Annotated in this window: 26 protein-coding genes, 1 pseudogene and 1 riboswitch; of the genes and pseudogenes, 21 read left to right on the top strand and 6 right to left on the bottom strand. The window is 45.8% G+C overall.

The genetic code is table 11. The features are described 5' to 3' along the window. Positions 1 to 52: 52 nt before the first annotated feature. A complete protein-coding gene (locus ABK447_RS13735) occupies positions 53 to 499 on the top strand; it encodes a MarR family winged helix-turn-helix transcriptional regulator (RefSeq protein WP_007408463.1) in 447 nt (148 codons plus the stop codon). A gap of 35 nt (positions 500 to 534) precedes the next feature. Here ABK447_RS13735 and motB read toward each other — a convergent pair whose 3' ends face one another. From motB to clpE, 3 genes are all read right to left on the bottom strand, one after another. Then, complete coding sequence (gene motB, locus ABK447_RS13730; RefSeq protein ID WP_003154685.1) at positions 535 to 1320, bottom strand: flagellar motor protein MotB; 786 nt, start codon at positions 1318 to 1320, stop codon at positions 535 to 537. Beyond that, positions 1292 to 2107: a flagellar motor stator protein MotA gene (gene motA, locus ABK447_RS13725; RefSeq protein WP_007408461.1), complete on the bottom strand. Its 816-nt coding sequence runs from the start codon at positions 2105 to 2107 to the stop codon at positions 1292 to 1294. The genes motB and motA overlap by 29 nt, the downstream gene beginning before the upstream one ends. Positions 2108 to 2276: 169 nt before the next feature. Next, complete coding sequence (gene clpE / locus ABK447_RS13720; protein ID WP_007408460.1) at positions 2277 to 4373, bottom strand: ATP-dependent protease ATP-binding subunit ClpE; 2097 nt, start codon at positions 4371 to 4373, stop codon at positions 2277 to 2279. Positions 4374 to 4774: 401 nt separating this feature from the next. On the opposite strand from clpE, the gene ABK447_RS13715 reads away from it, so the two are divergent. From ABK447_RS13715 to queF, 6 genes are all read left to right on the top strand, one after another. Continuing rightward, a complete protein-coding gene (locus tag ABK447_RS13715) occupies positions 4775 to 5812 on the top strand; it encodes a transporter (RefSeq protein WP_020953988.1) in 1038 nt (345 codons plus the stop codon). 97 nt (positions 5813 to 5909) lie between these two features. After that, positions 5910 to 7031, top strand: a complete 1122-nt coding sequence (locus ABK447_RS13710) for a hypothetical protein (RefSeq protein ID WP_007408456.1) — start codon at positions 5910 to 5912, stop codon at positions 7029 to 7031. Positions 7032 to 7139: 108 nt separating this feature from the next. Further along, positions 7140 to 7184: riboswitch (PreQ1 riboswitch) on the top strand. Positions 7185 to 7280: 96 nt separating this feature from the next. Continuing rightward, complete coding sequence (gene queC / locus ABK447_RS13705) at positions 7281 to 7940, top strand: 7-cyano-7-deazaguanine synthase QueC (protein WP_003154679.1); 660 nt, start codon at positions 7281 to 7283, stop codon at positions 7938 to 7940. A gap of 60 nt (positions 7941 to 8000) precedes the next feature. Next, positions 8001 to 8384, top strand: coding sequence for a 6-carboxytetrahydropterin synthase QueD (gene queD, locus ABK447_RS13700; RefSeq protein WP_229024199.1), 384 nt, complete (start codon positions 8001 to 8003; stop codon positions 8382 to 8384). Further along, positions 8377 to 9108 (top strand): 7-carboxy-7-deazaguanine synthase QueE, encoded by a 732-nt coding sequence (gene queE, locus ABK447_RS13695; protein ID WP_003154676.1) that lies wholly within the window; start codon positions 8377 to 8379, stop codon positions 9106 to 9108. The genes queD and queE overlap by 8 nt, the downstream gene beginning before the upstream one ends. Before the next feature lie 17 nt (positions 9109 to 9125). Further along, the gene (gene queF / locus ABK447_RS13690) at positions 9126 to 9620 is read left to right on the top strand and encodes a preQ(1) synthase (RefSeq protein ID WP_003154673.1); all 495 of its coding nucleotides are present in this window, start codon (positions 9126 to 9128) and stop codon (positions 9618 to 9620) included. A gap of 571 nt (positions 9621 to 10191) precedes the next feature. On the opposite strand, the gene ABK447_RS13685 is transcribed toward queF, so the two are convergent. After that, positions 10192 to 10560, bottom strand: a complete 369-nt coding sequence (locus tag ABK447_RS13685) for a winged helix-turn-helix transcriptional regulator (RefSeq protein WP_007410449.1) — start codon at positions 10558 to 10560, stop codon at positions 10192 to 10194. Positions 10561 to 10728: 168 nt separating this feature from the next. Between ABK447_RS13685 and ABK447_RS13680 the strand changes: the two genes are divergently transcribed. From ABK447_RS13680 to ABK447_RS13670, 3 genes and pseudogenes are all read left to right on the top strand, one after another. Further along, positions 10729 to 11475, top strand: a complete 747-nt coding sequence (locus ABK447_RS13680; protein WP_007410450.1) for an SDR family NAD(P)-dependent oxidoreductase — start codon at positions 10729 to 10731, stop codon at positions 11473 to 11475. Positions 11476 to 11589: 114 nt separating this feature from the next. Continuing rightward, positions 11590 to 11802: pseudogene (locus ABK447_RS13675) on the top strand (7-cyano-7-deazaguanine reductase); the annotation flags it as partial. Between the two features lie 335 nt (positions 11803 to 12137). Further along, positions 12138 to 12413, top strand: coding sequence for a DUF3219 family protein (locus tag ABK447_RS13670; RefSeq protein WP_059367106.1), 276 nt, complete (start codon positions 12138 to 12140; stop codon positions 12411 to 12413). Between the two features lie 72 nt (positions 12414 to 12485). Here ABK447_RS13670 and ABK447_RS13665 read toward each other — a convergent pair whose 3' ends face one another. After that, complete coding sequence (locus tag ABK447_RS13665; protein ID WP_003154669.1) at positions 12486 to 12671, bottom strand: YkvS family protein; 186 nt, start codon at positions 12669 to 12671, stop codon at positions 12486 to 12488. Between the two features lie 163 nt (positions 12672 to 12834). On the opposite strand from ABK447_RS13665, the gene ABK447_RS13660 reads away from it, so the two are divergent. The 6 genes from ABK447_RS13660 to ABK447_RS13635 all read left to right on the top strand — a co-directional run bounded on the left by ABK447_RS13660 (position 12835) and on the right by ABK447_RS13635 (position 19303). Next, a complete protein-coding gene (locus ABK447_RS13660) occupies positions 12835 to 13029 on the top strand; it encodes a hypothetical protein (RefSeq protein WP_059367104.1) in 195 nt (64 codons plus the stop codon). Between the two features lie 274 nt (positions 13030 to 13303). Then, positions 13304 to 13927, top strand: coding sequence for a cell wall hydrolase (locus ABK447_RS13655; RefSeq protein ID WP_025284651.1), 624 nt, complete (start codon positions 13304 to 13306; stop codon positions 13925 to 13927). A gap of 115 nt (positions 13928 to 14042) precedes the next feature. Beyond that, positions 14043 to 15383, top strand: coding sequence for a polysaccharide biosynthesis protein (locus tag ABK447_RS13650; RefSeq protein WP_007409593.1), 1341 nt, complete (start codon positions 14043 to 14045; stop codon positions 15381 to 15383). A gap of 62 nt (positions 15384 to 15445) precedes the next feature. Next, positions 15446 to 15940: an endospore biogenesis thiol-disulfide oxidoreductase StoA gene (stoA, locus tag ABK447_RS13645; RefSeq protein ID WP_007409594.1), complete on the top strand. Its 495-nt coding sequence runs from the start codon at positions 15446 to 15448 to the stop codon at positions 15938 to 15940. 241 nt (positions 15941 to 16181) lie between these two features. Continuing rightward, complete coding sequence (locus ABK447_RS13640; RefSeq protein WP_007409595.1) at positions 16182 to 18095, top strand: heavy metal translocating P-type ATPase; 1914 nt, start codon at positions 16182 to 16184, stop codon at positions 18093 to 18095. A 113-nt stretch (positions 18096 to 18208) separates the two neighbouring features. Continuing rightward, positions 18209 to 19303 carry a Xaa-Pro peptidase family protein gene (locus tag ABK447_RS13635; RefSeq protein WP_191974047.1) on the top strand — a complete coding sequence of 365 codons (1095 nt, stop codon included), beginning with the start codon at positions 18209 to 18211 and terminating at the stop codon, positions 19301 to 19303. A 56-nt stretch (positions 19304 to 19359) separates the two neighbouring features. Here the strand turns inward: ABK447_RS13635 and ABK447_RS13630 are convergent, their stop codons facing one another. Beyond that, complete coding sequence (locus ABK447_RS13630; protein WP_014721086.1) at positions 19360 to 19485, bottom strand: hypothetical protein; 126 nt, start codon at positions 19483 to 19485, stop codon at positions 19360 to 19362. Positions 19486 to 19576: 91 nt separating this feature from the next. Between ABK447_RS13630 and ABK447_RS13625 the strand changes: the two genes are divergently transcribed. From ABK447_RS13625 to ptsP, 5 genes are all read left to right on the top strand, one after another. Next, on the top strand, positions 19577 to 20542 hold the full coding sequence (locus ABK447_RS13625; RefSeq protein WP_015417354.1) for a LacI family DNA-binding transcriptional regulator: 966 nt from the start codon (positions 19577 to 19579) through the stop codon (positions 20540 to 20542). A gap of 50 nt (positions 20543 to 20592) precedes the next feature. Continuing rightward, complete coding sequence (glcT, locus tag ABK447_RS13620; RefSeq protein WP_094031680.1) at positions 20593 to 21459, top strand: glucose PTS transporter transcription antiterminator GlcT; 867 nt, start codon at positions 20593 to 20595, stop codon at positions 21457 to 21459. A gap of 230 nt (positions 21460 to 21689) precedes the next feature. Further along, positions 21690 to 23786: a glucose-specific PTS transporter subunit IIBC gene (ptsG, locus tag ABK447_RS13615; RefSeq protein WP_007409599.1), complete on the top strand. Its 2097-nt coding sequence runs from the start codon at positions 21690 to 21692 to the stop codon at positions 23784 to 23786. Between the two features lie 96 nt (positions 23787 to 23882). Beyond that, the gene (locus ABK447_RS13610) at positions 23883 to 24149 is read left to right on the top strand and encodes a phosphocarrier protein HPr (protein WP_003154654.1); all 267 of its coding nucleotides are present in this window, start codon (positions 23883 to 23885) and stop codon (positions 24147 to 24149) included. Continuing rightward, positions 24149 to 25864 (top strand): phosphoenolpyruvate--protein phosphotransferase, encoded by a 1716-nt coding sequence (gene ptsP / locus ABK447_RS13605; protein ID WP_015417356.1) that lies wholly within the window; start codon positions 24149 to 24151, stop codon positions 25862 to 25864. The genes ABK447_RS13610 and ptsP overlap by 1 nt, the downstream gene beginning before the upstream one ends. Positions 25865 to 25923 lie beyond the last annotated feature (59 nt).

Raw genomic sequence — 25923 nt, 5'->3', positions numbered from 1 at the left:
TTTATTAATGTTTCTCTGTAACGGTTTCTTTTGTAAAAGGATGATTGAATGTATGACGGATAAAACAGAAAACTCATTGAAATTATTTATTGTACTGTCACGTGCGTACCGATCTATTAACGACCATATGAATAAACATATTCATAAGCACGGCCTGAACCCGACGGAATTTGCGGTGCTTGAGCTGCTGTACCACAAAGGCAACCAGCCGCTTCAGCAGATCGGCGACAAAATTTTATTAGCGAGCGGAAGTATTACATACGTTGTTGACAAATTAGAGAAAAAAGAACTTCTCATCAGAAAAGCCTCGCCGACTGACAGAAGAGTGACTTTCGCACAGATTTCCGAAAAGGGAATCCGTCTTTTGGACGATATTTTCCCTGATCATGCTGACGAAATTAAAGAAATGATCAGTGTGTTGAGTGATGAAGAGATAGAAATGTGTACGGAAATGCTGAAAAGAGTGGGGTTAAACGCTAAACATTTTCATCAGAAATAAAAAAGGAAGCCATTTGAAAGGCTTCCTTTTTTATATTACTGATTTTGGTCAGTCGCGGCGTTTCTAGGCTGTATCAATACCTCGACGCGCCTGTTTTTGCTGCGCCCTTCGGCGGTTTTGTTCGACACGGCCGGTTTATACTCTCCGAAACCTTTGGCGCTGAATACTTTTGCGTCAAGTTTCGGGTTTTCCGTGAGAATAGCCATGAAGTTGACGGCCCGCATGACGCTTAAATGCCAGTTAGATTGATATTGTGAGTTTTTAATCGGTACATTGTCCGTATGTCCGCTGATAATAATGTTCCTTGGCGGATTCAGCACAAGGAGATTCGAGATTTCCTTGGCAAGCGGAATATCTTCCTGACGGATATCCGCCCGTCCGGAATCAAAAAAGATACTGTCTTTAATGGTAATTAAGAGTCCTTCTTTAGTCAGCTTTGTTTCCAGCTGAGTTTCAAGCTTTTTATTTTTTATAAATTGATTGACTTGCTTTTGCACGCCTTCAAGTTCTTCGCGGTCGGCTGCTTCTCTTTCTTTCTTTTTCTGTTCTTTATCTTTTTCCTTGTCTTTTTTTAACTGATCAACGCCGTCTTTTTCGTTTTCAGGAGGGGTGACGCTTGAATATTCAAGAACACCCGTGCCTCCGGTAAACACGGCGTTAAATGATTTAGACAGCATTTGGAATTTCGCCGCATCGACCGAGCTCATGGCGAACAATACAATGAACAGAGCCAAAAGAAGGGTGAGCAAATCCGCGTACGGGATCAGCCAAGACTCATCCACATGCTCGTCATCATGCTTCTTCTTCTTTTTTCTCGCCATTGTTTGCCTCTCCTTCTTGTTCAGCGACTTTTGCGCGTTCATTCGCAGGAAGATACATGAGAAGTTTTTGTTCGATCACTTTCGGGGCCTGTCCTTCAAGCACTGACAGAACGCCTTCGATCATGATTTCACGCAGTTTGACTTCCTGCTTTGATTTGCGTTTCAGTTTGTTGGCGAAGGGATGCCATAGTACATATCCTGTGAAAATCCCGAGAAGGGTGGCGACAAAAGCCGCACTGATGGCATGTCCGAGCGCCTCGGTATTGTTCATGTTGGAAAGAGCCGCGATAAGGCCGATGACCGCACCCAAAACGCCGAGTGTCGGCGCATATGTGCCGGCTTGTGTAAAGATGGCTGCGCCGGCCTGGTGTCTGTCTTCCATCGCTTCAACTTCCTCAGTCATAATATCTCTGATAAATTCTGCGCTTTGTCCGTCAACCGCCATACTCAGGCCGTTTTTCAAAAATGCGTCATCCACGTCTTCAATGCTTGCTTCCAATGCGAGCAGACCTTCACGTCTGGCGATTTGCGCCCATTGAGAGAACATAGGAATTAATTGCGCAATTGTCAGCTGTTTGTTTTCTTTAAACAGCACTTTAAAAAGGGCAGGCACTTTTTTGATTTCTTTTCCGGGGAATGCGATGATCACCGCAGAAATCGTACCGAACAAAATAATCAGAATAGCTGCCGGGTTAGCGAGTGCGCTTAAGCTGACCCCTTTCAGCACCATGCCCACGCTTAAAGCAATCAAGGCGAGGATGATACCGATAATCGATGTTTTATCCATAGTTTTCACCAAATCCTTTATACTAGCTTTCTATGGTTAATATCGGTGGCAGTGCATGGAACTTTAGGGTGATTGAGAAATTGTTCCCGAATTCTTCACAGTTTCTCCCTTTCGGCATGGAGAAAGAAACAAAAAAGCGGCTCCCCGCGAGGAGGGAACCGCTTTTTTCTTATTGTGCCCGGACTTTGATGCCGTCCTCTTCCATTACGACATGGAAGGCTTTTATTTCGTTGTCATCCAATAAGAGATCTGTCATTTCGTCCTCGATCAATTCTTGGATGGTTCTTCTGAGCGGGCGTGCTCCGAAAGCTGGGTGGTAGCCGATTTCAGCGATTTTTTCTTTCGCTTCGTCCGTTACGCTCAGGCTGATGCCGCGCTCTTTTAATGTGTCTTCAAGCTCTGTGAGAAGCAGGCTGACGATTTTCACGAGATGTTCTTTTTTCAGGGATTGGAATTCAATGATGCTGTCAAACCGGTTTAAAAACTCCGGTTTGAAGAACGCGCTCAGTGAATCAATCAGCGTTTGTTCCTCCAGGACGCTCTCTTCAGATTGGAATCCGACTTTCACCTGTTTTTCGCCGGTTCCAGCGTTGCTTGTCATAATCAAAACGGTATCTTTGAAGCTGACCGTTCTGCCCTGGCTGTCTGTCAGACGGCCGTCCTCCATAATCTGCAGAAACATATGCTGGACATCAGGGTGGGCTTTTTCAATCTCATCGAGCAGCACGATGCTGTACGGATTGCGGCGAACTTTTTCCGTTAATTGACCGGCTTCATCGTGTCCGACATATCCCGGCGGTGAACCGATAATTTTTGATACGGCGTGTTTTTCCATGTATTCACTCATATCGAGACGGATAATGGAATCTTTTGTACCGAACAGTTCATCTGCGAGTGTCTTTGATAACTCGGTTTTTCCGACTCCGGTCGGTCCGACAAAGAGGAAGGAGCCGACAGGTCTGTTTTTGGATTTTAAGCCGGCGCGGCTTCGTCTGACCGCTTTCGCCACTTTTTTCACGGCTTTTTCCTGACCGATGACGCGCTGATGAAGATGCTCTTCAAGTTCCTTCATTTTGACTTGTTCATCAGCCTGGAGTTTTCCGACCGGAATGCCTGTTTTCTGTTCAATGATGGCTTGAATATGCTCCGCCCCGATTTCAGGTGAAGAGGCCGGTGTTTCATGCGCCAGCTGCTTTTCCAACGCCGCTTCTTCATCACGCAGTTTCGCGGCAAGCTCATAATTTTCTTCATGAAGCGCTTTTGTTTTCTCCGCGTCAATTGCTTTGAGTCTCTCAGCCGCATCTTCTTCATTTACGGTATCAAGCTCCAGGTTCGCCTTAGAGCCGGCTTCATCTAATAAGTCGATCGCTTTATCCGGCAGGTGGCGGTCCTGAATGTAACGGGATGAAAGCGTAACACAGGCGTTTATCGCTTCATTGCTGAATGTGACGCCGTGGTATTTCTCGTATTTATCTTTAATGCCTTCCAGAATGCTGATGGCTTGTTCTATTGTAGGCTCGTGAACCATGACAGGCTGGAAGCGTCTTTCAAGCGCCGCATCTTTTTCAATCTGGCGGTACTCTTTCAGCGTTGTCGCCCCGATGACCTGCAGCTCGCCTCTGGCAAGCGCCGGTTTCAGGATGTTCCCGGCATCCATTGATCCCTCGGCAGAGCCGGCGCCTACAAGAAGGTGAATCTCGTCAATGAACAAGATGACGTTTTTCCGTTCTTTTAATTCGTTCATTAATTGTTTCATTCTTTCTTCAAACTGGCCTCTGATCCCTGTATTGGCGACGAGAGAAGCGACGTCAAGCAGGTAAAGCTCTTTGTTTTTCAATTTGTTCGGCACATCGCCTTCAGCGATTTTAAGCGCGAGGCCTTCTGCAATAGCCGTTTTACCGACGCCCGGCTCACCGATCAGCACCGGATTGTTTTTATTCCGGCGGTTCAAAATTTCAATTACGCGCGCCACTTCATGATCGCGGCCGATCACAGGGTCAATCAGACCTGCTTTTGCGCCGTTTGTGACGTTTTGAGCGAGCTCGTCGAGCAGGCCTTTTTCAGAGCCGGCCTGCTGTTTATTTTGATTGGGAGCGAAACCTTGCTCAAACGGGAATCCGAATGATTGTGGCCCCATGCTCATAGACGGTTTTCGGGTTAATTCTGTATAACATGTTTCACATAAAACGAATTGTTTTTGAATGGAATTGACTTGCATGTTCAGGCGAATCGTCGCCTCGTTTTTCTGACAATGTTGACAACGCATTTGCCAAAACCTCCTCGAAAAATGTTTGATCATCTTTGACCAAATGGATTAGAAAATAAGGTCTTAACTTTGACCTTCTTTGATTAATAGTATACTCTGACCTTCTTTGACTTTCAAGTGTTTTGTTTCAAACCCTGAAAAATAAATGTTTACAGCATGATAAGTGATATTTGTGAGGTTTGATTATTTTTGACCAATATAGTCAGAAAGGAAATGAAATGTTTTGACCTTTCTTGATGAAGAGTATACGCCGGCCCTTTTTTTCTTTCAATATTTTTGCTTAGAGGAGAGAGCTGAATCTGTTTTCTCCGGGGAAGGACGATTTGTTCGTCTTTTCGGGCGACTTGTCTCATAAGCATATATAAAGGCCTGGACAAATCTGCGCTTAGCCGGAGGGTGAAATGGGACAAACAAAAGGTTCTGCAAGTCAGCTTGCATTTGTATACGTAGGCACGGTTGTAGGAGCCGGTTTTGCCACGGGACGGGAAATCGTTGAGTTTTTTCTGAAGTTTGGCTGGATCGGTCTGTTCGGTATCGTGGTAAGCGGTCTGATGTTTACATATTTAGGCGCCAAAATCATGATCATTTCCAAACGGATTCATGCAGCATCTTATCAGGAATTGAACACATATTTATTCGGCCAGTCCATCGGCCGCGCCGTGAACATGTTTATGATGTTTATATTGCTGGGAGTGACCTCTGTCATGCTGTCCGGAGCGGGAGCGCTGTTTCATGAACAGCTTGGCTGGTCCGCACAAGCGGGGATCCTTCTGACGATCGTACTGAGCTTTGCCGTCATGACAAGCGGCGTTAAAGGTGTGTTCGGCGTCAATATATTGGTTGTGCCGCTTTTAATTTCCTTCTCTTTTATCGTGACAGCAGATTCATTTGTATTTACAAGCACGAGAAACGCGGACGAATGGGTATGGCCTGACAAGTGGAATTGGCTTTTGTCCGCCGTCTCTTACGGCGCGTTAAATTTATCGCTCGCCCAAGCCGTGCTTGTGCCGCTTGCGAATGAAATGTCTTCAGAGAAGGTGATCAGAAGGGGGGCTTATTTTGGCGGCGTTCTGTTGACACTGGTGCTTGCCGCGAGCTTTTTATCATTATCGGTGCTGCCGGATGTGCTGGAGTTTGACATTCCGATGGCTCAAGTCGTCTATTCGTATTCGCGTTCGCTTCATATCATTTATTTGTTTATTATTTTCGGAGAAGTGTTTACGTCGGTCATCGGTAATTTATACGGATTGGAAAAACAATTAAACAGTTTTCTTCATATAAAAAGTACATATATTTACGGCGGCATTTTGGCGTTTGCTTTCATTATCAGCCAAATCGGCTACGGACAGCTGATTTCCACCGTTTATCCGGTGTTTGGGTATGTGAGCCTCGCTTTCATCGGCGCATTGATTTGCAAAAAAATCCCGAAAGAAAAATAAGGATATAAGGAAAATGTCTGTATTTTTTGGGAATTCCCCTTCTTTTTTCCTGACATTTCTGTATAATGAATTGGGAAATGATGGGGAGGAGTAAGAGATGAAAGCTCGACGTGTATTATTGGGATTTATTTTTATTTGTATCGGCATTGCGTTTTTTTTACAGAGGGCGGGAGTTATTCATATATCCGCAGGTTCGGCGTGGCCGTTTCTTTTCATTATAATGTCCGCAGGGTTTCACGCCGGATTTATTTTTGCGAAAAAAACGCCTGACCAGGCGGGACTGCTCGTTCCGGGCGGTATGTTTTTTGTGCTGGGCTGCCTGTTTTGTTTTGAAACGGCAACGGGATGGACGTATTCAGGCGTGACGTGGCCTGTTTATATATGGGCGCCTGCTCTCGGTCTGTTTGAGCTGTGGTATTTCGGCGGGAGGAAGTTAGGTGTATTGATTCCTGCTTTCATCCTGACAGCCGTGGGAGCACTATGCTTTGCCGGTATGCTGATGACGGGGCTGTGGCCGCTTTTGATCATCGCAGCCGCGCTTTTGTTTCACGCCGCTGCCTTTATGCAGCCGAAAAAAAGATCGGGCCTTCTTATTCCGGGCGGCATTTTGCTTGTGACGGGCGGGTTGTTATGGTTTGAAACGCTGACGGATTGGACATACGCAAATGTGACATCGCCTGTCTACCTCTTTGCCGTTGCGTTCGGCCTGTTTGAAGCCTGGCTGTTCGGCAGAAGGCAAAGAGGGCTTTTGACTGCTGCGGCGGTTCTGTGCGCCGCGGGCATTTTCGGCATATTCACCAATGCAAATGAAGTCATCAGCGAACGCGGCTGGCCCGCTCTCATTCTTTTGCTGGGCGCCGCTTTTCACATTCCGATTTTCGGCCCGAAACCTGTCAAAAACGCGGGACTTCTCGTACCGGGCGGCATCTTATTGATTACGGGGATCTTGTTTGTCTTTGAAACGGCAACCAATTGGTCCTACTCCGGTGTGACATGGCCTGTTTACCTGTTGGCAACGGCATTCGGTTTATTTGAGCTGTGGCTGTTCGGCGGGAAACAGAAGGCGCTGCTCATCCCGGTTGCGGTGCTGACCTTGACAGCACTTTGCTTTATGATGACGAATCAGCCGATCATTCCGGTTTCTGTTTTCTGGCCTGCTTTATTTGTTCTGATCGGGATTGCGCTGATGGTATTTCCGGGGAAAAAACGCGGGGCTTAAACCCGATTTTGCAGCCTGACACAGGGTTCAGGCTGTTTTTTTATTGTCACGGGAAACAACATTATGGTATGATAGCAAAAGTGAAAAAAGAAGAAAATCCGTATTGATGCGGGAGAGGTTCTAGCTACACCCTCTATAAAAAACTAAGGACGAGCTGTATCCTTGGATACGGTTTTTTTATGTTTTTTAGGGCGCCTTCTCCGAAAAAGGCGCTTTTTTTATGGAATGATAGATAAGGGAGAGAAAGACATGAAAAAAGAAAAAGCAGTTGTGGTGTTCAGCGGAGGCCAAGACAGCACGACTTGTTTATTATGGGCTTTGCAAAATTTCGAAGAAGTGGAAACCGTTACATTCCATTATAATCAGCGTCACCAAGAAGAAATCGATGTGGCAAAATCGATTGCCGAAAAGCTCGGTGTCAAAAATCACTTGCTTGATATGTCTCTTTTAAATCAGCTCGCGCCGAATGCGCTGACAAGAGATGATATCGAAATTGAAGCGAAGGACGGGGAACTGCCGACAACCTTTGTGCCGGGACGCAACCTTGTATTTTTATCCTTTGCATCGATTCTTGCATATCAAATCGGCGCGCGCCACATTATCACCGGTGTTTGCGAGACTGATTTCAGCGGCTACCCGGACTGCCGTGACGAGTTCGTCAAATCCTGCAATGTCACCGTCAACCTGGCGATGGAAAAGCCGTTCGTCATTCATACGCCGCTTATGTGGCTGAACAAAGCGGAAACGTGGAAACTTGCGGATGAGCTCGGCGCGCTTGATTTTGTAAAGAATAACACACTGACTTGCTATAACGGCATCATTGCGGACGGATGCGGCGAATGCCCGGCATGCCTGCTCCGCAATAAAGGATATGATGAATATATGAAAATGAAAGGAGAGCGAAACTAATTGCTTTCTCAAATTTACCCGCAGGTTCAGCATCCTTATTCGTTTGAGTTGAATAAGGACATGCACATCTCAGCCGCGCACTTTATTCCCCGCGAAAGCGCCGGAGCGTGCAGCAGAGTCCACGGGCACACGTATACAGTAAATATTACAGTTGCGGGGGATGAACTGGACGATTCAGGCTTTCTCGTGAATTTCAGCGTGCTGAAGAAATTGGTGCACGGCGCTTATGACCATACATTGCTGAATGACCATGACGAGTTTTCTGCTGATGATGACAGATATTCACTGCCGACGACCGAGGTCGTGGCCAAAACGATTTACGATAAGGTGCAGTCCTACCTCGAAACACTGGAGAATCAGCCGGTCTGCGTGCAGATTTTTGTCAGGGAAACCCCGACAAGCTATTGCGTATACCGCCCGAAAAAAGGTGATAGGAATGGCTAAAGGAATTCCGGTATTAGAAATTTTCGGACCGACGATACAAGGGGAGGGCATGGTTATCGGCCAGAAAACCATGTTCGTCCGCACGGCGGGCTGCGACTACTCTTGCAGCTGGTGCGACTCCGCTTTTACATGGGACGGCTCAGCCAAAAAAGATATCCGCTGGATGACGGCGGAAGACATTTACCGCGAGCTGAGAGAAATCGGCGGAGACGCCTTTTCCCATGTCACCATCTCAGGAGGAAACCCGGCGCTGTTAAAGCAGCTTGACGCGCTGATTCTGCTGCTGAAAGAGCACGGGGTGCGCGCCGCTTTAGAAACGCAGGGAACGGTCTATCAGGATTGGTTCACAATGATTAACGACCTGACGATTTCACCGAAGCCGCCAAGTTCGGGGATGACAACCGATTTTGCAAAGCTCGATCACATTGTGTCTTCGCTTGATGCGGCAGAAAGGCTTAACGCGGTCAGCTTAAAGGTCGTCATTTTTAATGATGAAGATCTGCAATTCGCGAAAACCGTGCACAAGCGGTATCCGAATATCCCGTTTTATCTTCAGGTCGGAAACGATAACGTCCATACGACGGACGACCGGGCATTGATCGCACATCTGCTCGGAAAATACGAAACACTCGTTGATAAGGTTTCAGCCGATTCGGATCTGAATCTCGTCAGAGTCCTGCCTCAGCTGCATACATTGCTTTGGGGCAATAAACGGGGAGTTTAATAGAAAGGGAGATTTATATGACAAGAAAAGAATCAGAATTAGAAGGAGTTACGCTCCTGGGGAATCAAGGGACAAACTATTTATTTGAATATGCGCCGGAGGTTTTGGAATCATTTCCGAATAAACACGTGAACCGTGATTATTTCGTTAAATTCAACTGCCCGGAATTTACGTCGCTTTGCCCCAAAACGGGACAGCCGGATTTTGCAACCATCTACATCAGCTATATTCCGGACGAAAAAATGGTGGAAAGCAAATCGCTGAAGCTGTATCTTTTCAGCTTCCGCAACCACGGAGATTTCCACGAGGACTGCATGAACATCATCATGAATGATTTGATCGAATTAATGGACCCCCGCTACATTGAAGTATGGGGCAAATTCACGCCTAGAGGCGGAATCTCGATTGACCCGTATACAAACTACGGCAGACCGGGAACAAAATATGAAAAAATGGCCGAACATCGGATGATGAATCATGATATGTACCCGGAGACGATTGATAATCGGTAATTATTCCGTTGTGTGATACGGAGTGTGAAACGAAGTGGAGTCACAGTAAAATCCGAACATTCAGTGCTGATTTTCAGCGGAATTGTGACCGAGTCACAGCGAAGTGTGACCAGCACTAAGCTCAATAAAAGTGTGACCCGGTCACACTAAAAGTGGGAAAAGTCACCCCTGAAAATGGCTCTACTCATGGGAATTGTATTAAAAAGTGTGACCTGAGGTGCAACCTGAACTGTGACTTTTATGCAGTGAAAAATTGATAGTACAGAAGCAGATTAAGGCGTACAATTTGTACGTCTTTTCTTTTTTATCCGAAAGAAAAAATGCCTATCTAGAGATCATAGGCATTAAATATTATTATCAATATCTTCATTTATTTTTTGGCTAAGTTTCTGAACCTTCTCTTTAACATTTGAAACAGCTCTTTTTTGAATTTCATCAAAGTTTTCCTGAATATAGTCCATGACACTTCTTATTAGAACTTCACTTTCAAAATTGAATATCTCATTTATTTCTGACTGTTCTTCATCTGTTAGGTGATGGTATTGAAGTTGTTTAGCATTTACTTCAGCAGCTACATCAATCCTAACTTTAGTTGTTCTGGTTGTACAATTTCATATTCACCTTCTGCATACTTTTGCTCCGCATAATGGCTTCCCCATTGACAGAGCTCCTGCAAGATAGGTTTAAGAGATTCTCCAAGTTCAGTGGATGAATATTCAACCTTCGGCGGTACTTGATTATACATCTTTCTGCTCACAAGTCCACTGGCTTCAAGCTCTCTAAGTGTTTGAATCAGCATTTTCTGAGTTATATTTGGGATCATGCGCTTTAATTCACTCGTTCTCTTTGGTCCATTCATTAAAAAGTATAATACAAGGCCTTTCCATTTTCCGCCAATAACTTCCTTTGTCACTTCAAACCCACAGCTAAATTTTTTCATGTCTAAAGCTCTCCATTCCACATTTATTACTTTTTAGTTACTATATCACAAAAAAGTGGGTACTTCCGATAATGTGCTTACTGAAGGATACTATATCTTGTAAGTTGTTCTTCAAGTACTTAAAGGTACTAGACATAAAATAAAATCAATTCTAAAGGAGTGTTAAGTATGGGTAAATTTGAAGGTAAAATAGCGCTTGTAACGGGTGGAACAAGTGGGATTGGTCTTGCTACAGCACAAAAATTTGTAAACGAAGGTGCATATGTTTATATCACGGGACGTAGACAAAACGAACTTGATAAAGCTGTTAACCAAATTGGCAAGAACGTAACCGGTGTTCAAGGTGATATTTCTAAGCTTGAAGACTTAGATAAACTATATGACATGATAAAGCAGGAAAAAGGTAAGTTGGACATTCTTTTTGCTAATGCAGGCACCGGCAACTTCCTTTCATTAGGTGAAATTACTGAAGAGCAGGTTGATAGAACGTTCGACATTAACGTTAAAGGAACCATCTTTACTGTTCAAAAAGCGTTATCACTATTCCCGGACAAAGTAGGTTCTATTATTGTAACGGGCTCTACTGCTGGATCAATTGGCAACCCAGCGTTTAGTGTATATGGAGCATCTAAAGCAGCATTAAGAGCACTGGTTCGCAACTGGATTCTTGACCTAAAAGGTACTGAAATCCGTGTAAATGTGGTTAGTCCAGGAGCTATTCTTACACCTGCATACGATGAGCTTTTTGGTGATGCACTTGAAGGAGCAATGGAAAATACCAGAAATACTGTTCCAGCTGGAAAAGTTGGGACACCTGAAGAAGTAGCAAACGCTGTATCTTTCCTTGCTTCAGACGAAAGCAGTTACTTGACGGGTGTTGAATTGTTCGTAGATGGCGGGCTAGCACAGGTATAATTTCACTGTGCAGAGATTACAAATAGTCCCCTTGGTAAGGTGTGAAATTGGTGTGACTTCATGATTAATGTCTAGAGCAAGTACTTATGGGACAAGACTTTGACCTGCCTTTTCTTCCACGAGGACTGCATGAACATCATCATGAATGACTTGATCGAATTAATGGACCCCCGCTACATTGAAGTATGGGGCAAATTCACGCCTAGAGGCGGAATCTCCATTGACCCGTATACAAACTACGGCAGACCGGGAACAAAATATGAAAAAATGGCCGAACATCGGATGATGAATCATGATATGTATCCGGAGACGATTGACAACCGTTAATTTTCAGACGGGGTACGGTCTTGGGATATAACCAAATACCCCCGCCTTTTAAGCGGGGGTATTTTTCGTCTGTGCCGCGCCGCCAAAAAGGTGCATGATATTTGCACAGAACTTCTATAAGGAAAAGAGAAAAGAAAAAGACGAGTAAACCCGGGGGGAGTGTACTCGCCGCTTCAATACGTGACGGGTGCTGGATGGCAGCTCGTCTGTTTCATTATAAAATAGGGAACATACGTTTGTAAAGGCCTGCGCAGTTTTTTCTCATTCGGAGCGGATCAATTGTAAAGGAATGGTCAGCATGATAGCATGTCCTGTAAAAAGAAGGAGTGTTCGTTATGGAGCCGTTAGAGTTAAACGGTGTAAGGCTGAAAATGTATGATTGTAAAGAAAGTGCGGGCAAAAACGGCCGCATGATTTCATTCGTATTGAAGGTGACATCTGAAACGTATCATGATATTGCCGTCCTTTTGTATGAAAAAACATTTGACATCAAGGCGCCCGAGCGTGGACTTGAATTCCGCGGTAAAATAACCAACTACTATACATCCGTCACAAATCTTTACAATAAAGGTGAGACCGGTGATTTTTTTGTAGAAATGACCGAGATCTGAATTCATTTGAAAAAGCTGCCGGGCGGCAGCTTTTGTGCGGGATATGTAAATGGTTCGGATTGTTCGGGGGGTTTAATAGGAGTCTCTGATGATTTTATAATTCTTATGGTTGACGACAGTGAGGGAATCTAATTCAAGGTCACGATAATTATCCATGATGGTTACATCAACGATGACGGAGTTTTCATTTACTTTTTCAACAATACCGGTTAATCCGTTTTTAAATTCAATGACGTTTCCAACCTTAGCAATTTTCACGAGCTTCCTCTCCTTTATCATAAATCCTGTTTGAAAATATTTTGCAGTATTTTCTTTAAGAAGTAAAGCGATATGGGTATCAGCCCGCTCAATCATTGTCCCGGCGGGGGAAAGATGGTATATTGATTTTCGGGAAAAAGCCGAGAAAAGGAGGCTGTGTTCGTTGCTGCCTGAGGAAATTTCAGAATGTATCAACCAAATGCGCACCGGGGAAGTCAAAGAATTCAGGGTGCAGAAAGAACATTTTCTTGCATTTCGAGCAGTTTTATCGAAGCAGGAAGATTTTAAGCATTTCCGCGGTATTGCACAGCAGGGCGGAGATGTTGTTTTCCAGTATTTAGAACAGCCAAGAAGCTGACGGCTCCTCGCACTTGAGGAGTCTTTTTTTGTTTCTTAGTTTCTCATTTCATCTGGCTGTAACAGATGTAAACAAAATGTAAAATCCCTCCGATGGATACTTTTACTGCTATTTGGTTAATGTTGTGAAAATGACGGCTGTTTTCCTGCCAATAACAAGGCTGTTAACGAACTTCTTCCATCATAAAAGCTGATTGGGAGCACTGGAAAATCTTTAACCGTGAATTTGCGCACAGCTCTTGTTAAGGTAGTGAAGTATTTAAGGAGGAAATCGTATGACGACAAAATTTGCTGCCTTGGCTGTCTTTTTTCTATGTTTTATGCCTGCATCAAAAATTGAACATACAGAAGCTCTGTTTACTTTTGCGAAGAAGCCAAAGCAAGAACCCAGCACACTGGTTGCTGATTTAAATAAAAAAAGCTCGGTTCCGAAGCTTTCAAAAACGGATCATAAGCATTCTATCCAACCGATAAAGCTGTCATCTCACCAAGAGAAGAAAGCAGAACCGGAAGAGACGGCTTATCAGCCGCCGAAAAAAACGTATTCCCGCGCTGACAGACAACTTCTGTCACGTCTCGTTCACGCAGAAGCGAAAGGTGAATCTTATAAAGGGAAGGTTGCGGTAGCCAGCGTAGTGCTGAACCGCACTGAAAAAAACGGCTTCCCGGATACCATTCGGGGCGTGATCTATCAAAGGAATGCATTTGAACCGGTAGCAAACGGAAGTATTAATCAAAAGCCGGATAAGGATTCCATCGCCGCCGCAAATGAGGCGCTTGACCATCCGGGCAGAGAAACGGACGCGTTGTTTTTCTACAATCCGAAAACGGCATCTGACCACTGGATCCGTTCCCGGAAAATTATCGAACGGATTGGCAGACACGTATTTGCGATGTAAGCATAGCGGGATCAAAAATATCCCGGCTATGCTTTTTTCAATTTTGAGAAATCGAAAATATTTTGAGAACTTGTCTCATATGATGATGGAAGAACGAGAGACAAGGAGAGACACCATGAATCGATTTGTGAAAGGGATCATTCTTTTATCCATCGCCGCCTTTTTCGCGGAATGTCTGGAATTTGTCGTGAATATGATACTGGCGCGGGAGCTTGGCGAGCATGGGATGGGACTTTACATGAGCATTCTGCCCACCATTTTTTTAATTATCGTCATCGCCAGTCTGGAGCTTCCGATCTCCATTTCAAAATTCATCGCGGAATCCAATCAGAAGCTGCATGAAAGCATGCTCCGGCATGCCTTCAGAATGACCGCCGTTTTTACCGCGTTTTCAACCGCGGCCGCAAGCATCGCGCTGCCGTTCATTCCTGTATTCGATACGTATCACCCGTTTATTAAAGGGATTGTCATCGGGCTGATTCCAGTCGTCGCTTTTACATCCATCGCCAGAGGTTATTTTATGGGTGTGCAGCAAATGGGAAAAATCGCGGTTGCGAATGTCATGAAAAAAATCATTCAAGTGCTTTGTCTGTTTATCTTTTTTCAATGGTATTCTTTTGAAATTGATATGGCCGTGCTCATTTCATTATTTGTGCTGGTCGCAAGCGATGTCGTGGTGTTCGTTTACTTGTATACGCAGTTTATTTTGGCGCGGAGGGCGCTTTCCGGCCATCAGCACATTCATCTTCGCGGGAAAGACGTGCGGAAACGCCTCCTGGCCGTATCCATCCCGACAACGGGACTTCGTATATTTCATGCGGTGACAAACGCCATTGAACCCTTTTTAGTGAAAGGAGCGCTGCTGGCGTCCGGGGCAGCCGGGACAGCCGCGATTGATCAATACGGCATGCTTGCCGGTGTAGCGATGACAATCGGTTCGTTTCCCGCGTTTATCGCCCATTCGCTGATGGTCGTCATGATTCCCAGCATTTCAGAAGCGTATGCGCTGTCCCAATATGATATTGTGCTGAAACGGCTGAGACAAGCGATTTTTATTACATTCGGCTACGGCATTCCGGCAGTCTGGGTCATGTTTCAGTTCGCGGGCCCGCTGACCCATTTGTTTTTTCAGTCTCCGGAAGCGCAGTATTATTTGCAGCTTTTGTGGCCGTTTTTTCTTTTTCACCTGTTTGTGATGCCGCTTCAGGCCTGTCTGATCGGTATCGGCCACGTGAAAACGGCGTTTTATCATAACGTATGGAGCAGCATTGTAGGGCTTTCGATGATGTATGTGCTCGGTTCTATGCCGGAATTGCAAATGCTCGGCATTATACTCGGCATGAATACCGGCATGATTCTTCTGACAAGTTTACATTACGCGACGATCTGCAAAGACCTCGGTGTCTCCGTGTTTTTGACGGGCGGCGGAAGAACAGCGCCCCGGATCGAAAGCTGAAAAGGCTGATACATTTCAATAAGGAAGGGCAAGCTATCCGAAACGCGTGAAAGGAAGATCATATGCATAAAAACCGCCTAATTGTATGTGCAGTCCTTTTGATAGCTGCCGCCGTCTGGATGCCTGAAGCAAAAGCCTCATCAGAAAAACAGGCAGTTCCCGCCGTGTTTCTGATGAAGACGATTGAAGGAGACGAGATATCGATTCCGAATAAAGGGCAGAAAACGATTTTGCATTTTTGGACATCGTGGTGTCCGCCGTGCAAAAAAGAACTGCCTCAGTTCCAAACGTATTATGAACAGCATCAGTCCGATGATGTAAGCCTTGTAACGGTAAATTTGATGAATGCCGAGCGAAACAAAAATACCGTTCAAAACTTTGTCAGTCAGCACCATCTCACTTTCCCGATTGTTCTTGACACGAAAGGCGAGCTTATGAAGGAATACGATGTCATGACGATTCCCACGTCATTTCTGCTGAATGAAAAAGGAGAAATCGAAAAAAAGATCGTCGGTCCGATGACCGCCTCACAATTAAAAGAATGGTCAGAGAAATAAAAAGGTGCTGGAGGAATTCCTCCCGCACCTTTTTTGCATATAATGAACAGCTGAAGAAACACTAATGATAATTATTATCAAAAAGAAATTAAAACAATTATAATTGAAATCTTCCGCCGGCATGCTATAATAAAGAAAACACTGCGATAACACTGTGAAAATGCTGCCTGTCAGGCGGCTGTTTTGCTTTTATCGGGGAATTGAAGATGATTTGCGTTCTCAATTAGAGAGGAGATTCATAATGAATGAACAAGTGATGACACAAACCCATTCACAACAGCACATACAAGAAGAGCGGGCCGGAAAAAAGTGGCTCCAGCATGCAGAACTCATTGCGGCGCTCGTATCCGGCGTCCTTATTCTTGCGGCCTGGTTTTTTACCGAAACAAAAGGCCTGTCCGTCACTTTGTATATCCTTGCCTTCCTGATCGGGGGATTTGCAAAAGCGAAAGAGGGAATTGAGGATACCATTGAGACGAAGGCGTTAAATGTGGAACTGCTGATGATTTTTGCGGCTGTCGGCTCCGCCCTGATCGGTTATTGGGCTGAAGGCGCTGTTCTTATCTTTATTTTTTCGTTAAGCGGCGCGCTCGAAACATATACGATGAATAAAAGCAGCCGTGATTTAACATCTTTAATGAAACTGGAGCCGGAGGAAGCGACACTGCTTGCGGACGGACGGGAAAAGCGGGTGCCGGCTGCTGAACTTAAGATCGGTGACATGATCGTCATTAAGCCGGGCGAACGCGTAGCAGCAGACGGGATCATTGAGTCTGGCGTGACGAGCCTCGATGAATCGGCGCTTACGGGTGAAGCGATGCCGGCGGAAAAAACAGCCGGAGATTCTGTGTTTACAGGAACGGTAAATGGAAACGGCTCCTTAACGGTTCGTGTGACGAAAACAAATGAACAGTCTTTATTCAGAAAAATCATCCGGCTGGTGGAATCAGCCCAAAACAGCGTGTCACCGGCTCAGGCATTTATTGAGCGGTTCGAAAGTGTCTATGTCAAAGGCGTGCTGTTAGCCGTGGCTTTGCTTTTATTCATTCCTCATTTCGCTTTAGGCTGGAGCTGGAGTGAAACCTTTTACCGGGCGATGGTGTTTATGGTGGTCGCCTCCCCGTGCGCGCTTGTCGCTTCTATTATGCCCGCTGCGCTTTCCCTTATCTCAAATGGGGCCCGCAACGGATTATTGGTTAAAGGAAGTGTGTTTTTAGAGCAGCTGGGAAGCGTACGGATGATCGCTTTTGACAAAACCGGCACGGTCACAAAGGGACAGCCGGCAGTCGCGGCGTTTCAAGCTGCCGAACATGTGAGTGAAGATGAGATCATGCAGGCGGTGTATGCGATGGAAAAGCAATCAAGCCACCCGCTTGCAAAAGCGATAGCTGAATTTGCCGAAAGCCGGGGCGCCGCGCCCGCAGGACATCTATCGATTGACGAGACGTCCGGATTCGGTGTTCAGGCTGAAATAGAAGGCGTCAAATGGATGGTCGGAAAAGCGGGGTTTGCAGGTGAAGATGCGGCAGATGCTTTTTTGCAAACATCGGGAAAAGAATTAAAGGATAAAGGTTTTACACTGGTCTTTGTTAAAAAAGATGACCGGATTGCGGGCTGCTTTGCCTTAAAGGATCAAATCCGACCTGAAGCCAAAGCCGTGATGGCTGAGCTTGAATCACTGGGCATTAAAACAGCCATGCTCACCGGCGATCAGTCTGAAACTGCGGCTGCCATTGCAAAAGAGGCGGGCATGACGACGGTTGTTGCCGATTGTCTGCCGGACCAAAAGGCAAAAGAAGTGAAGAAGCTGAAAGAAACGTACGGCACAATCGCCATGGTGGGGGACGGCATTAATGACGCGCCCGCTCTGAAAACCGCTGACGTCGGTATTGCGATGGGCGGGGGAACGGACGTGGCCCTTGAAACGGCTGACTTAGTCCTTATGAAAAATGATCTTCACAAGCTTGTGAAAATGTGCAGACTCTCAAGGAAAATGAACCGGATTATAAAGCAGAATATTGTTTTCTCGCTCTCGGTCATCTGCCTTTTGATCTGCGCTAACTTTCTGCAGGTGATGGAACTGCCGTTTGGCGTGATCGGGCATGAGGGGAGCACGATTCTGGTCATTCTGAACGGACTGAGATTATTAAAATAAACATGACAGCCGCACATCGGGCGGCTGTTTTTTAAATGTTCGTTCACAGCATAAACGCCGGAAAACTGATAGAATGAATAAAGAGTCACTTTGGTAAGGAGGAAAAGCAAAAAATGAACAGATTAGAACGTGTTTCATCTTGGCTGAAAAAAGAAGGACATGATGCGGCGTTTATACATACAAAGGAAAACGTATTTTATTTAACTGATTTTTACACGGATCCGCATGAGCGGTTAATGGGATTGTTCCTGTTTCAGGAACAGGAGCCGTTTTTCGTTTGTCCGGGAATGGAAGCCGGACAAGCCCGCAGCGCCGGGTGGGAGCATGGTATTATCGGCTACGGCGATCACGAAGATCCGTGGGAGCTGATCAAAGCCGAGCTCACAAAACGAAATGTGCGGCTTGATTCCATCGCGGTTGAAAAGGATTCGATCTCTCTTTCCCGCTCAGAACAGCTCAAACAAGCTTCAGGGGGCGCGGCATTTGTTTCGGCAGAAGAAACGCTCAACCAATTCCGTCTCGTGAAAGATGAGAAGGAAATCAGAATTCTCAGGGAAGCGGCAAAGCTCGCGGATTACGGAGTTGAAGTCGGTGTCGCGGCGCTCAAAGAGGGTGTGAGTGAAACCGAAGTACTCGCGCAGATTGAGTTTGAGCTGAAGAAAAAAGGCGTGCAGGGCATGTCATTTTCAACGATGGTGCTGTTCGGGGAAAAATCAGGCCAGCCCCATGGGAATCCGGGTGCAGACCGGTTGAAAAAAGGCGATTTCGTTCTGTTTGATCTGGGCGTTATTCTTGACGGCTACTGTTCAGACATTACGAGAACATTCGCATACCAATCAATCAGCCAGAAACAGGAAGAGATTTACGAAACGGTGCTTAAAGCTGAACAGGCGGCGCTTCAATTAAGCAAACCCGGCGTCAGAATCGGCGATCTCGATTTAAAAGCCCGCGGCATTATTGAAAAAGCCGGATACGGAGACTATTTCCCGCACCGCCTCGGCCACGGACTCGGGATTTCGGTTCACGAATATCCATCAATGAGCAGCGCGAACGACACACTCCTCAAAGAAGGCATGGTATACACGATAGAACCGGGGATTTACGTGCCGGATGTCGGCGGCGTGCGCATTGAAGACGATGTGTTCGTCACAAAAGACGGCGCCGAAGCATTAACGCAGTATCCGAAAGAATTAACGATTCTGAAATAGAAAGCTTTGTGATAAAAAGGACGGTTCTGGAACGCAGCGTCCTTTTTTATCACCTTTTAAATGAAAAAATCATCAAAATGCTGAAATGGTTTGATGTCATGCTTTTCATTCAGGGGCCGCATGGCAAGGTAACTGCCGCCGACTATGGCGAGACATAAACCGATTAAGCAAAGAATCCCCATCGCTGTTCTTCTCCTTTCAAACGAATAGGCTGTTTCTAGCTTACTGTATGAAACGCATTCCAGATCAAGGGAAAAAAGAAAGGGGGACGCCATGGCTACGATCAGAGACATTGCCGGCGCTGCCGGGGTTTCCGTTACAACGGTATCAAGAGTATTAAACGATCATCCTTATGTAAGTAAGGACAAAAGAGAAAGAGTGAAAAAAGCGATGCAATCGCTCGGATATACGCGCAACATTCATGCTGTACATTTATCCAAAGGTTTTTCCGATATGATCGGCGTTGTGCTTCCGTCGGTGAATCTGCCGTATTTTGCAGACCTTGTTGCAGGTATTGCCGAGGCTGCCGAAGCGTCAGGCGTGCATCTTTCTTTATACCAGACAGATTATCAGCAGCAAAAAGAACGTTTTGCCTTATCACAATTACAGGAGCGCCAAGTGGACGGCCTGATTATCTGCTCCAAAGCAATTCCTGATGAACATCTGCTTACCGTGAAAGAACCGCTCATCCTCTGCCAGTACACTGATGCGGCGGGGCTTTCCTCCATCAGTAATCCACATCGGGAAGCATTTCGGCACGGTCTGGATTATCTGATAGAAAAGGGACACCGGAAAATAGCGATCAGCCTGGCCAGAAAAAAGGGAAAAAACAGTCAAGTACGCATTGCCGCATACAAAGAGGCGCTCAAGAAGATCGGGCAGCCTTACAGGGAAGAGCTGGTTGTGGAAAAGGCGCTGACGCTGCTTGACGGGAAAGCCCTTTTTCATAGATGGAAGAGCTGGGATGACAAACCGACTGCGCTGTTTGCGGCGAATGATCAAGTATCCGCAGGTCTTTACCTTGAAGCCAAGGCAAACGGGACGCGCATCCCGGAAGAGCTTGCGATTTTGAGCATCGACAATCATGATATCAGCAAGATGTTAGGTATTTCCACAATAGATATACAAACAAAAGAAATGGGAAAGCAGGCTTTTCACATGCTTGAGAACAGGATCAGCGGCGGGCCTCCGGCAAGGAAAGTTCTTGATTACCGCCTTATTGAACGATCAACCGTCTAAAAAAAGAATTGACGCGCTTTCCGTTCGTTTTGTACGATATGAGGTATTGAATGACAAAGGAGCTGAGGATCATGAAGGGGTCCTTTACAGTTGAAAAGGTATTAAATAACAATGTGCTCATCGCAACACATGATAGATACAGTGAGGTCGTCTTAATCGGAAAAGGGATCGGCTTTGGAAAAAAACAAGCGGATGTCATTGAAGATAAAGGGTATGACAAGATGTTCATCTTAAAGGATGAAAAAGAACAAAAACAATTTAAAAAGCTCCTCGGTTATGTGGACGAGACACTTGTCGACATCTCCAATGACGTCATTTATCATATCAAGAAGCGGACAAGCCAACCGTTAAATGAGCATATCCATATTGCGCTGACTGACCATATCGCCTTTGCGGTAAAGCGGCTGCAGCAGGGTTTTGACATTAAAAACCCGTTTCTCATGGAAACCGAAACGCTTTATCCGGAAGAATTCCAAATTGCCCGTGAAGTCGTCGGCATGATTAATGAAAAGACGGGAATCTGCCTTCCGGAAGGGGAGATCGGCTTTATCGCTCTGCATATCCACTCCGCCCTGAGTAATCGGCCCCTTTCAGAGGTCAATCAGCATTCACAGCTGATGTCCCGGCTCGTTCAGGTGATTGAGGAATCTTTCCAGATGAAAGTGAATAAAGAAAGCGTCCACTATTTGCGGCTGATCCGGCATATCAGATTTACCATAGACAGGATTAATCGGGAAGAGCAGACAAAAGAACCAGAAAAGTTAATGTTATTATTGAAAAATGAATACCCGCTATGCTACAATACTGCTTGGAAACTGATAAAAATCTTGCAGCAAATACTGAAAAAACCAGTTCATGAGGCGGAAGCGGTTTATCTCACGCTTCATTTGTACCGATTAACCAATAAAATTTCATAATTTCAGTTGAAACCTTAAAAACGTGTCACTGATTCGATCAGGCATGAGTGATTGAGGGTAAAAAACGGGAAGAACGGTCCCGTTATTTTGCACACCCTTTTTACTCATGCCTTTTTTGTTGTGTAAAAGGGCAAATGTAAACGGTTAAACTGAAGACTTGCGCCAGTGAATTCGTTGTCATGAATTTTCGCTGTAAGGTCACACTAGCTAACAGAGGAGGTACATCTTTTATGTTTAAAGCATTATTCGGCGTTCTCCAGAAAATCGGCCGTGCTCTTATGCTTCCGGTTGCGATTTTACCGGCTGCGGGGATCTTGCTTGCGTTAGGGAATGCCATGCAGAACAAAGATATGATTCAAGTCATGCACTTCTTAAGCAATGATAACGTTCAGCTTGTGGCGAATGTCATGGAAAGCGCCGGCCAAATCGTATTTGACAACCTGCCGCTTCTTTTTGCAGTAGGGGTTGCGATCGGTCTAGCCAACGGAGACGGTGTTGCCGGAATCGCGGCTATTATCGGATACTTGGTCATGAACGTATCCATGAGCGCCGTGCTTATGGCAAACGGCAGTATTCCGTCTGACAAAATTGAACGGGCAAAGTTTTTTGCGGAAAACCATCCGGCCTATATTAACATGCTGGGGATACCCACTTTGGCGACGGGCGTGTTCGGCGGTATTATCGTCGGGGTTCTGGCCGCGTTATTGTTCAACAAGTTTTATAAAATTGAACTTCCGCAGTACCTCGGATTCTTTGCGGGTAAGCGGTTCGTCCCGATTATCACATCGATTTCCGCATTAATTCTCGGTCTTATTATGTTAGTGATCTGGCCTCCGATCCAGCACGGTCTGAATTCCTTCTCCACGGGTCTTGTGGAAGCGAATCCAACCTTGGCGGCCTTTATTTTCGGGATGATTGAGCGGTCATTGATTCCGTTCGGTCTTCATCACATTTTCTACTCGCCGTTCTGGTATGAATTTTTCAGCTATAAAGATGCGGCCGGAGACATCATCCGCGGAGATCAGCGGATTTTCATGGCTCAGATCAAAGACGGCGTACAGCTGACGGCGGGAACATTTATGACGGGGAAATATCCGTTTATGATGTTCGGTCTTCCGGCGGCAGCGCTTGCAATCTATCATGAAGCGAAGCCTGAAAAGAAAAAACTTGTAGCCGGAATCATGGGTTCTGCCGCTCTGACAAGTTTCTTAACGGGAATTACCGAGCCGCTTGAATTCTCATTCTTGTTTGTGGCTCCTATCCTGTTTGCGATTCACTGCGTATTCGCGGGACTTTCCTTTATGGTTATGCAGCTGCTGCATGTAAAAATCGGTATGACCTTCTCAGGCGGTCTGATTGACTACTTCCTGTTCGGAATTCTGCCTAACCGGACGGCTTGGTGGCTTGTCATTCCGGTCGGCTTAGGATTAGCCGTCATTTACTACTTCGGTTTCCGGTTTGCGATCAGAAAGTTCAATCTGAAAACGCCGGGCCGTGAAGAAGAGGCTGCGGATGAAGGTGCGGGCGCCTCAGGCGAAGCCGGCGACCTTCCTTATGAAATCCTGCAGGCAATGGGTGATCAGGAAAACATTAAGCACCTTGACGCTTGTATCACGAGACTTCGCGTTACGGTCAACGACCAGAAGAAAGTGGATAAGGCCCGTCTGAAACAGCTTGGCGCCTCAGGCGTTCTTGAAGTCGGAAACAACATTCAGGCCATTTTCGGCCCGCGTTCTGACGGTTTAAAAACACAGATGCAGGATATTATCGCCGGACGCACGCCGCGCCCTGAACCGAAAGTATCCGCGCAAGAAGAAGTCAGCCAGCAGGTTGAAGAGGTTATCGCAGATCCGCTCCGAAACGAGCAGGGTGAAGAAGTGTTCGCTTCTCCGATCACCGGCGAAATCCATCCGATTACCGATGTGCCTGACCAGGTGTTCTCAGGAAAAATGATGGGTGACGGTTTTGCGATTCTTCCTGAAGAAGGAATCGTCGTATCGCCTGTCCGCGGAAAAGTGCTGAATGTTTTCCCGACAAAACATGCGATCGGCCTTCAGTCTGACGGCGGAAGAGAGATCCTGATTCATTTCGGAATCGACACAGTCAGTCTGAAAGGCGAAGGATTCACTTCTTTTGTTTCTGAGGGTGACCGGGTTGAACCGGGGCAAAAGCTGCTTGAAGTTGATCTTGAAGCGGTTAAACCTCATGTTCCTTCATTAATGACACCGATTGTCTTTACAAATCTTGCCGAGGGTGAAGCGATTTCCCTTTCGGCCGAAGGTACCGTAAAACGGGAACAAAAAGATATTGTGAAAATCGGAAAATAAGCATATAAATACGCCGTGCTTGTCAGATGACAAGTACGGCTGTATGATATAATATTGTGTAGTAAAATAGCTTTAATTTAAAGGAGAATGATAATCATGGCACAAAAAACATTTAAAGTAACAGCAGATTCCGGAATCCACGCTCGTCCTGCGACAGTTCTTGTACAGACTGCAAGCAAATACGATGCTGACGTAAACTTAGAATATAACGGCAAAACAGTAAACCTTAAGTCAATCATGGGCGTTATGTCTCTAGGTATCGCTAAAGGCGCTGAAATCACAATTTCCGCTTCAGGCGCTGACGAAAACGATGCTCTTAACGCTTTAGAAGAAACAATGAAAAGCGAAGGACTCGGCGAGTAATGCAAGAATTAAAAGGAATAGGCGCTTCAGCCGGAATTGCGATTGCGAAAGCATACCGGCTTGAAGAGCCGGACTTAACGGTTGAAAAGAAAAACATTGCTGATGCTGCGGCTGAAGTAAGCCGTTTTGATGAAGCGATTGTACGTTCTAAAGAAGAGCTTGAAAAAATTAAAGAGCATGCTTTAAAAGAACTGGGACAAGACAAAGCTGACATTTTCTCCGCGCACCTTTTAGTTCTGAGTGATCCTGAGCTGTTGAACCCGGTAAAGGAGAAAATCAGCACAGATTCAGTCAATGCTGAATTCGCTTTGAAAGAAACAGCTTCCATGTTCGTTACTATGTTTGAATCAATGGATAACGAATACATGAAAGAGCGTGCGGCGGATATCCGTGACGTAACAAAACGTGTGACGGGGCACCTGCTGGGCGTGGAAATTCCGAACCCGAGCATGATCTCAGAAGAGGTTGTTATCGTGGCTGAAGATTTGACACCGTCTGATACGGCGCAATTAAACCGTCAGTTTGTAAAAGGTTTTACAACTGATATCGGCGGACGCACTTCACACTCCGCGATCATGGCCCGTTCGCTTGAAATTCCGGCTGTCGTCGGCACAAAAGCGGCTACAGGGACAATTGAAAACGGTGTTACGGTAATCGTAGACGGCATCGATGGTGATGTGATCATCGATCCTTCCAGTGAAACGTTAAAGAAATATGAAGAAAAGCACAGTGCTTACCTGGCGCAAAAAGCTGAGTGGGCGAAGCTCGTCAATGAACCGACTGTTTCTAAAGACGGCCATCATGTAGAGCTTGCCGCAAATATCGGCACACCTGACGATGTAAAAGGCGTTCTTGAAAACGGAGGAGAAGCTGTAGGGCTTTACCGTACGGAATTCCTTTACATGGGACGCGACCAGCTTCCGACGGAAGACGAGCAGTTTGACGCTTATAAAACGGTTCTTGAGCGTATGGAAGGAAAATCAGTTGTCGTGCGGACATTGGATATCGGCGGCGACAAAGAGCTTCCTTACCTGCAGCTCCCTAAAGAAATGAACCCGTTCTTAGGCTACAGAGCCATCCGCCTTTGCCTTGAAGAGCAAGAAATCTTCAGAACTCAGCTTCGTGCGCTGCTTCGTGCAAGTACATACGGAAACTTAAAAATCATGTTCCCGATGATTGCGACAGTAAACGAGTTTAAACAGGCGAAAGCGATTCTTCTCGAAGAAAAAGAAAAACTCGTCGAAGCCGGCGTAGCGGTTTCTGACGATATTGAAGTCGGTATGATGGTAGAGATTCCGTCTACAGCCGTTATCGCAGATCAGTTTGCCGCAGAAGTTGACTTCTTCAGTATCGGAACAAATGACTTGATCCAATACACGATGGCTGCTGACCGCATGAACGAGCGCGTAGCTTATCTGTATCAGCCATACAATCCGGCGATTCTCCGTCTGATCACCCTTGTTATTGAAGCCGCTCACAAAGAGGGCAAATGGGTCGGCATGTGCGGAGAAATGGCGGGAGACGAAATTGCGATTCCGATTCTTCTCGGCTTAGGCTTAGATGAGTTCTCGATGAGCGCTACATCCATCCTTCCGGCAAGAACGCAGATCAGCAAGCTTTCTAAAAAAGAAGCTGAATCATTCAAAGAAACAATCTTGTCTATGAGCACGACAGAAGAGGTTGTCGCATTCGTTAAAGAAACATTCAATAAGTAATACAAAAGCCAGACGGTGTAAGCCGTCTGGTTTTTTTCATATTCGGAAAAAAGGGGGGA

Source organism: Bacillus sp. hwrm1 (assembly GCF_040207805.1).
In the GTDB taxonomy this organism is placed as follows: domain Bacteria; phylum Bacillota; class Bacilli; order Bacillales; family Bacillaceae; genus Bacillus; species Bacillus velezensis.
Note: the sequence above shows the minus strand (reverse complement) of the source record. Positions and strands in the feature narration are given on the sequence as shown.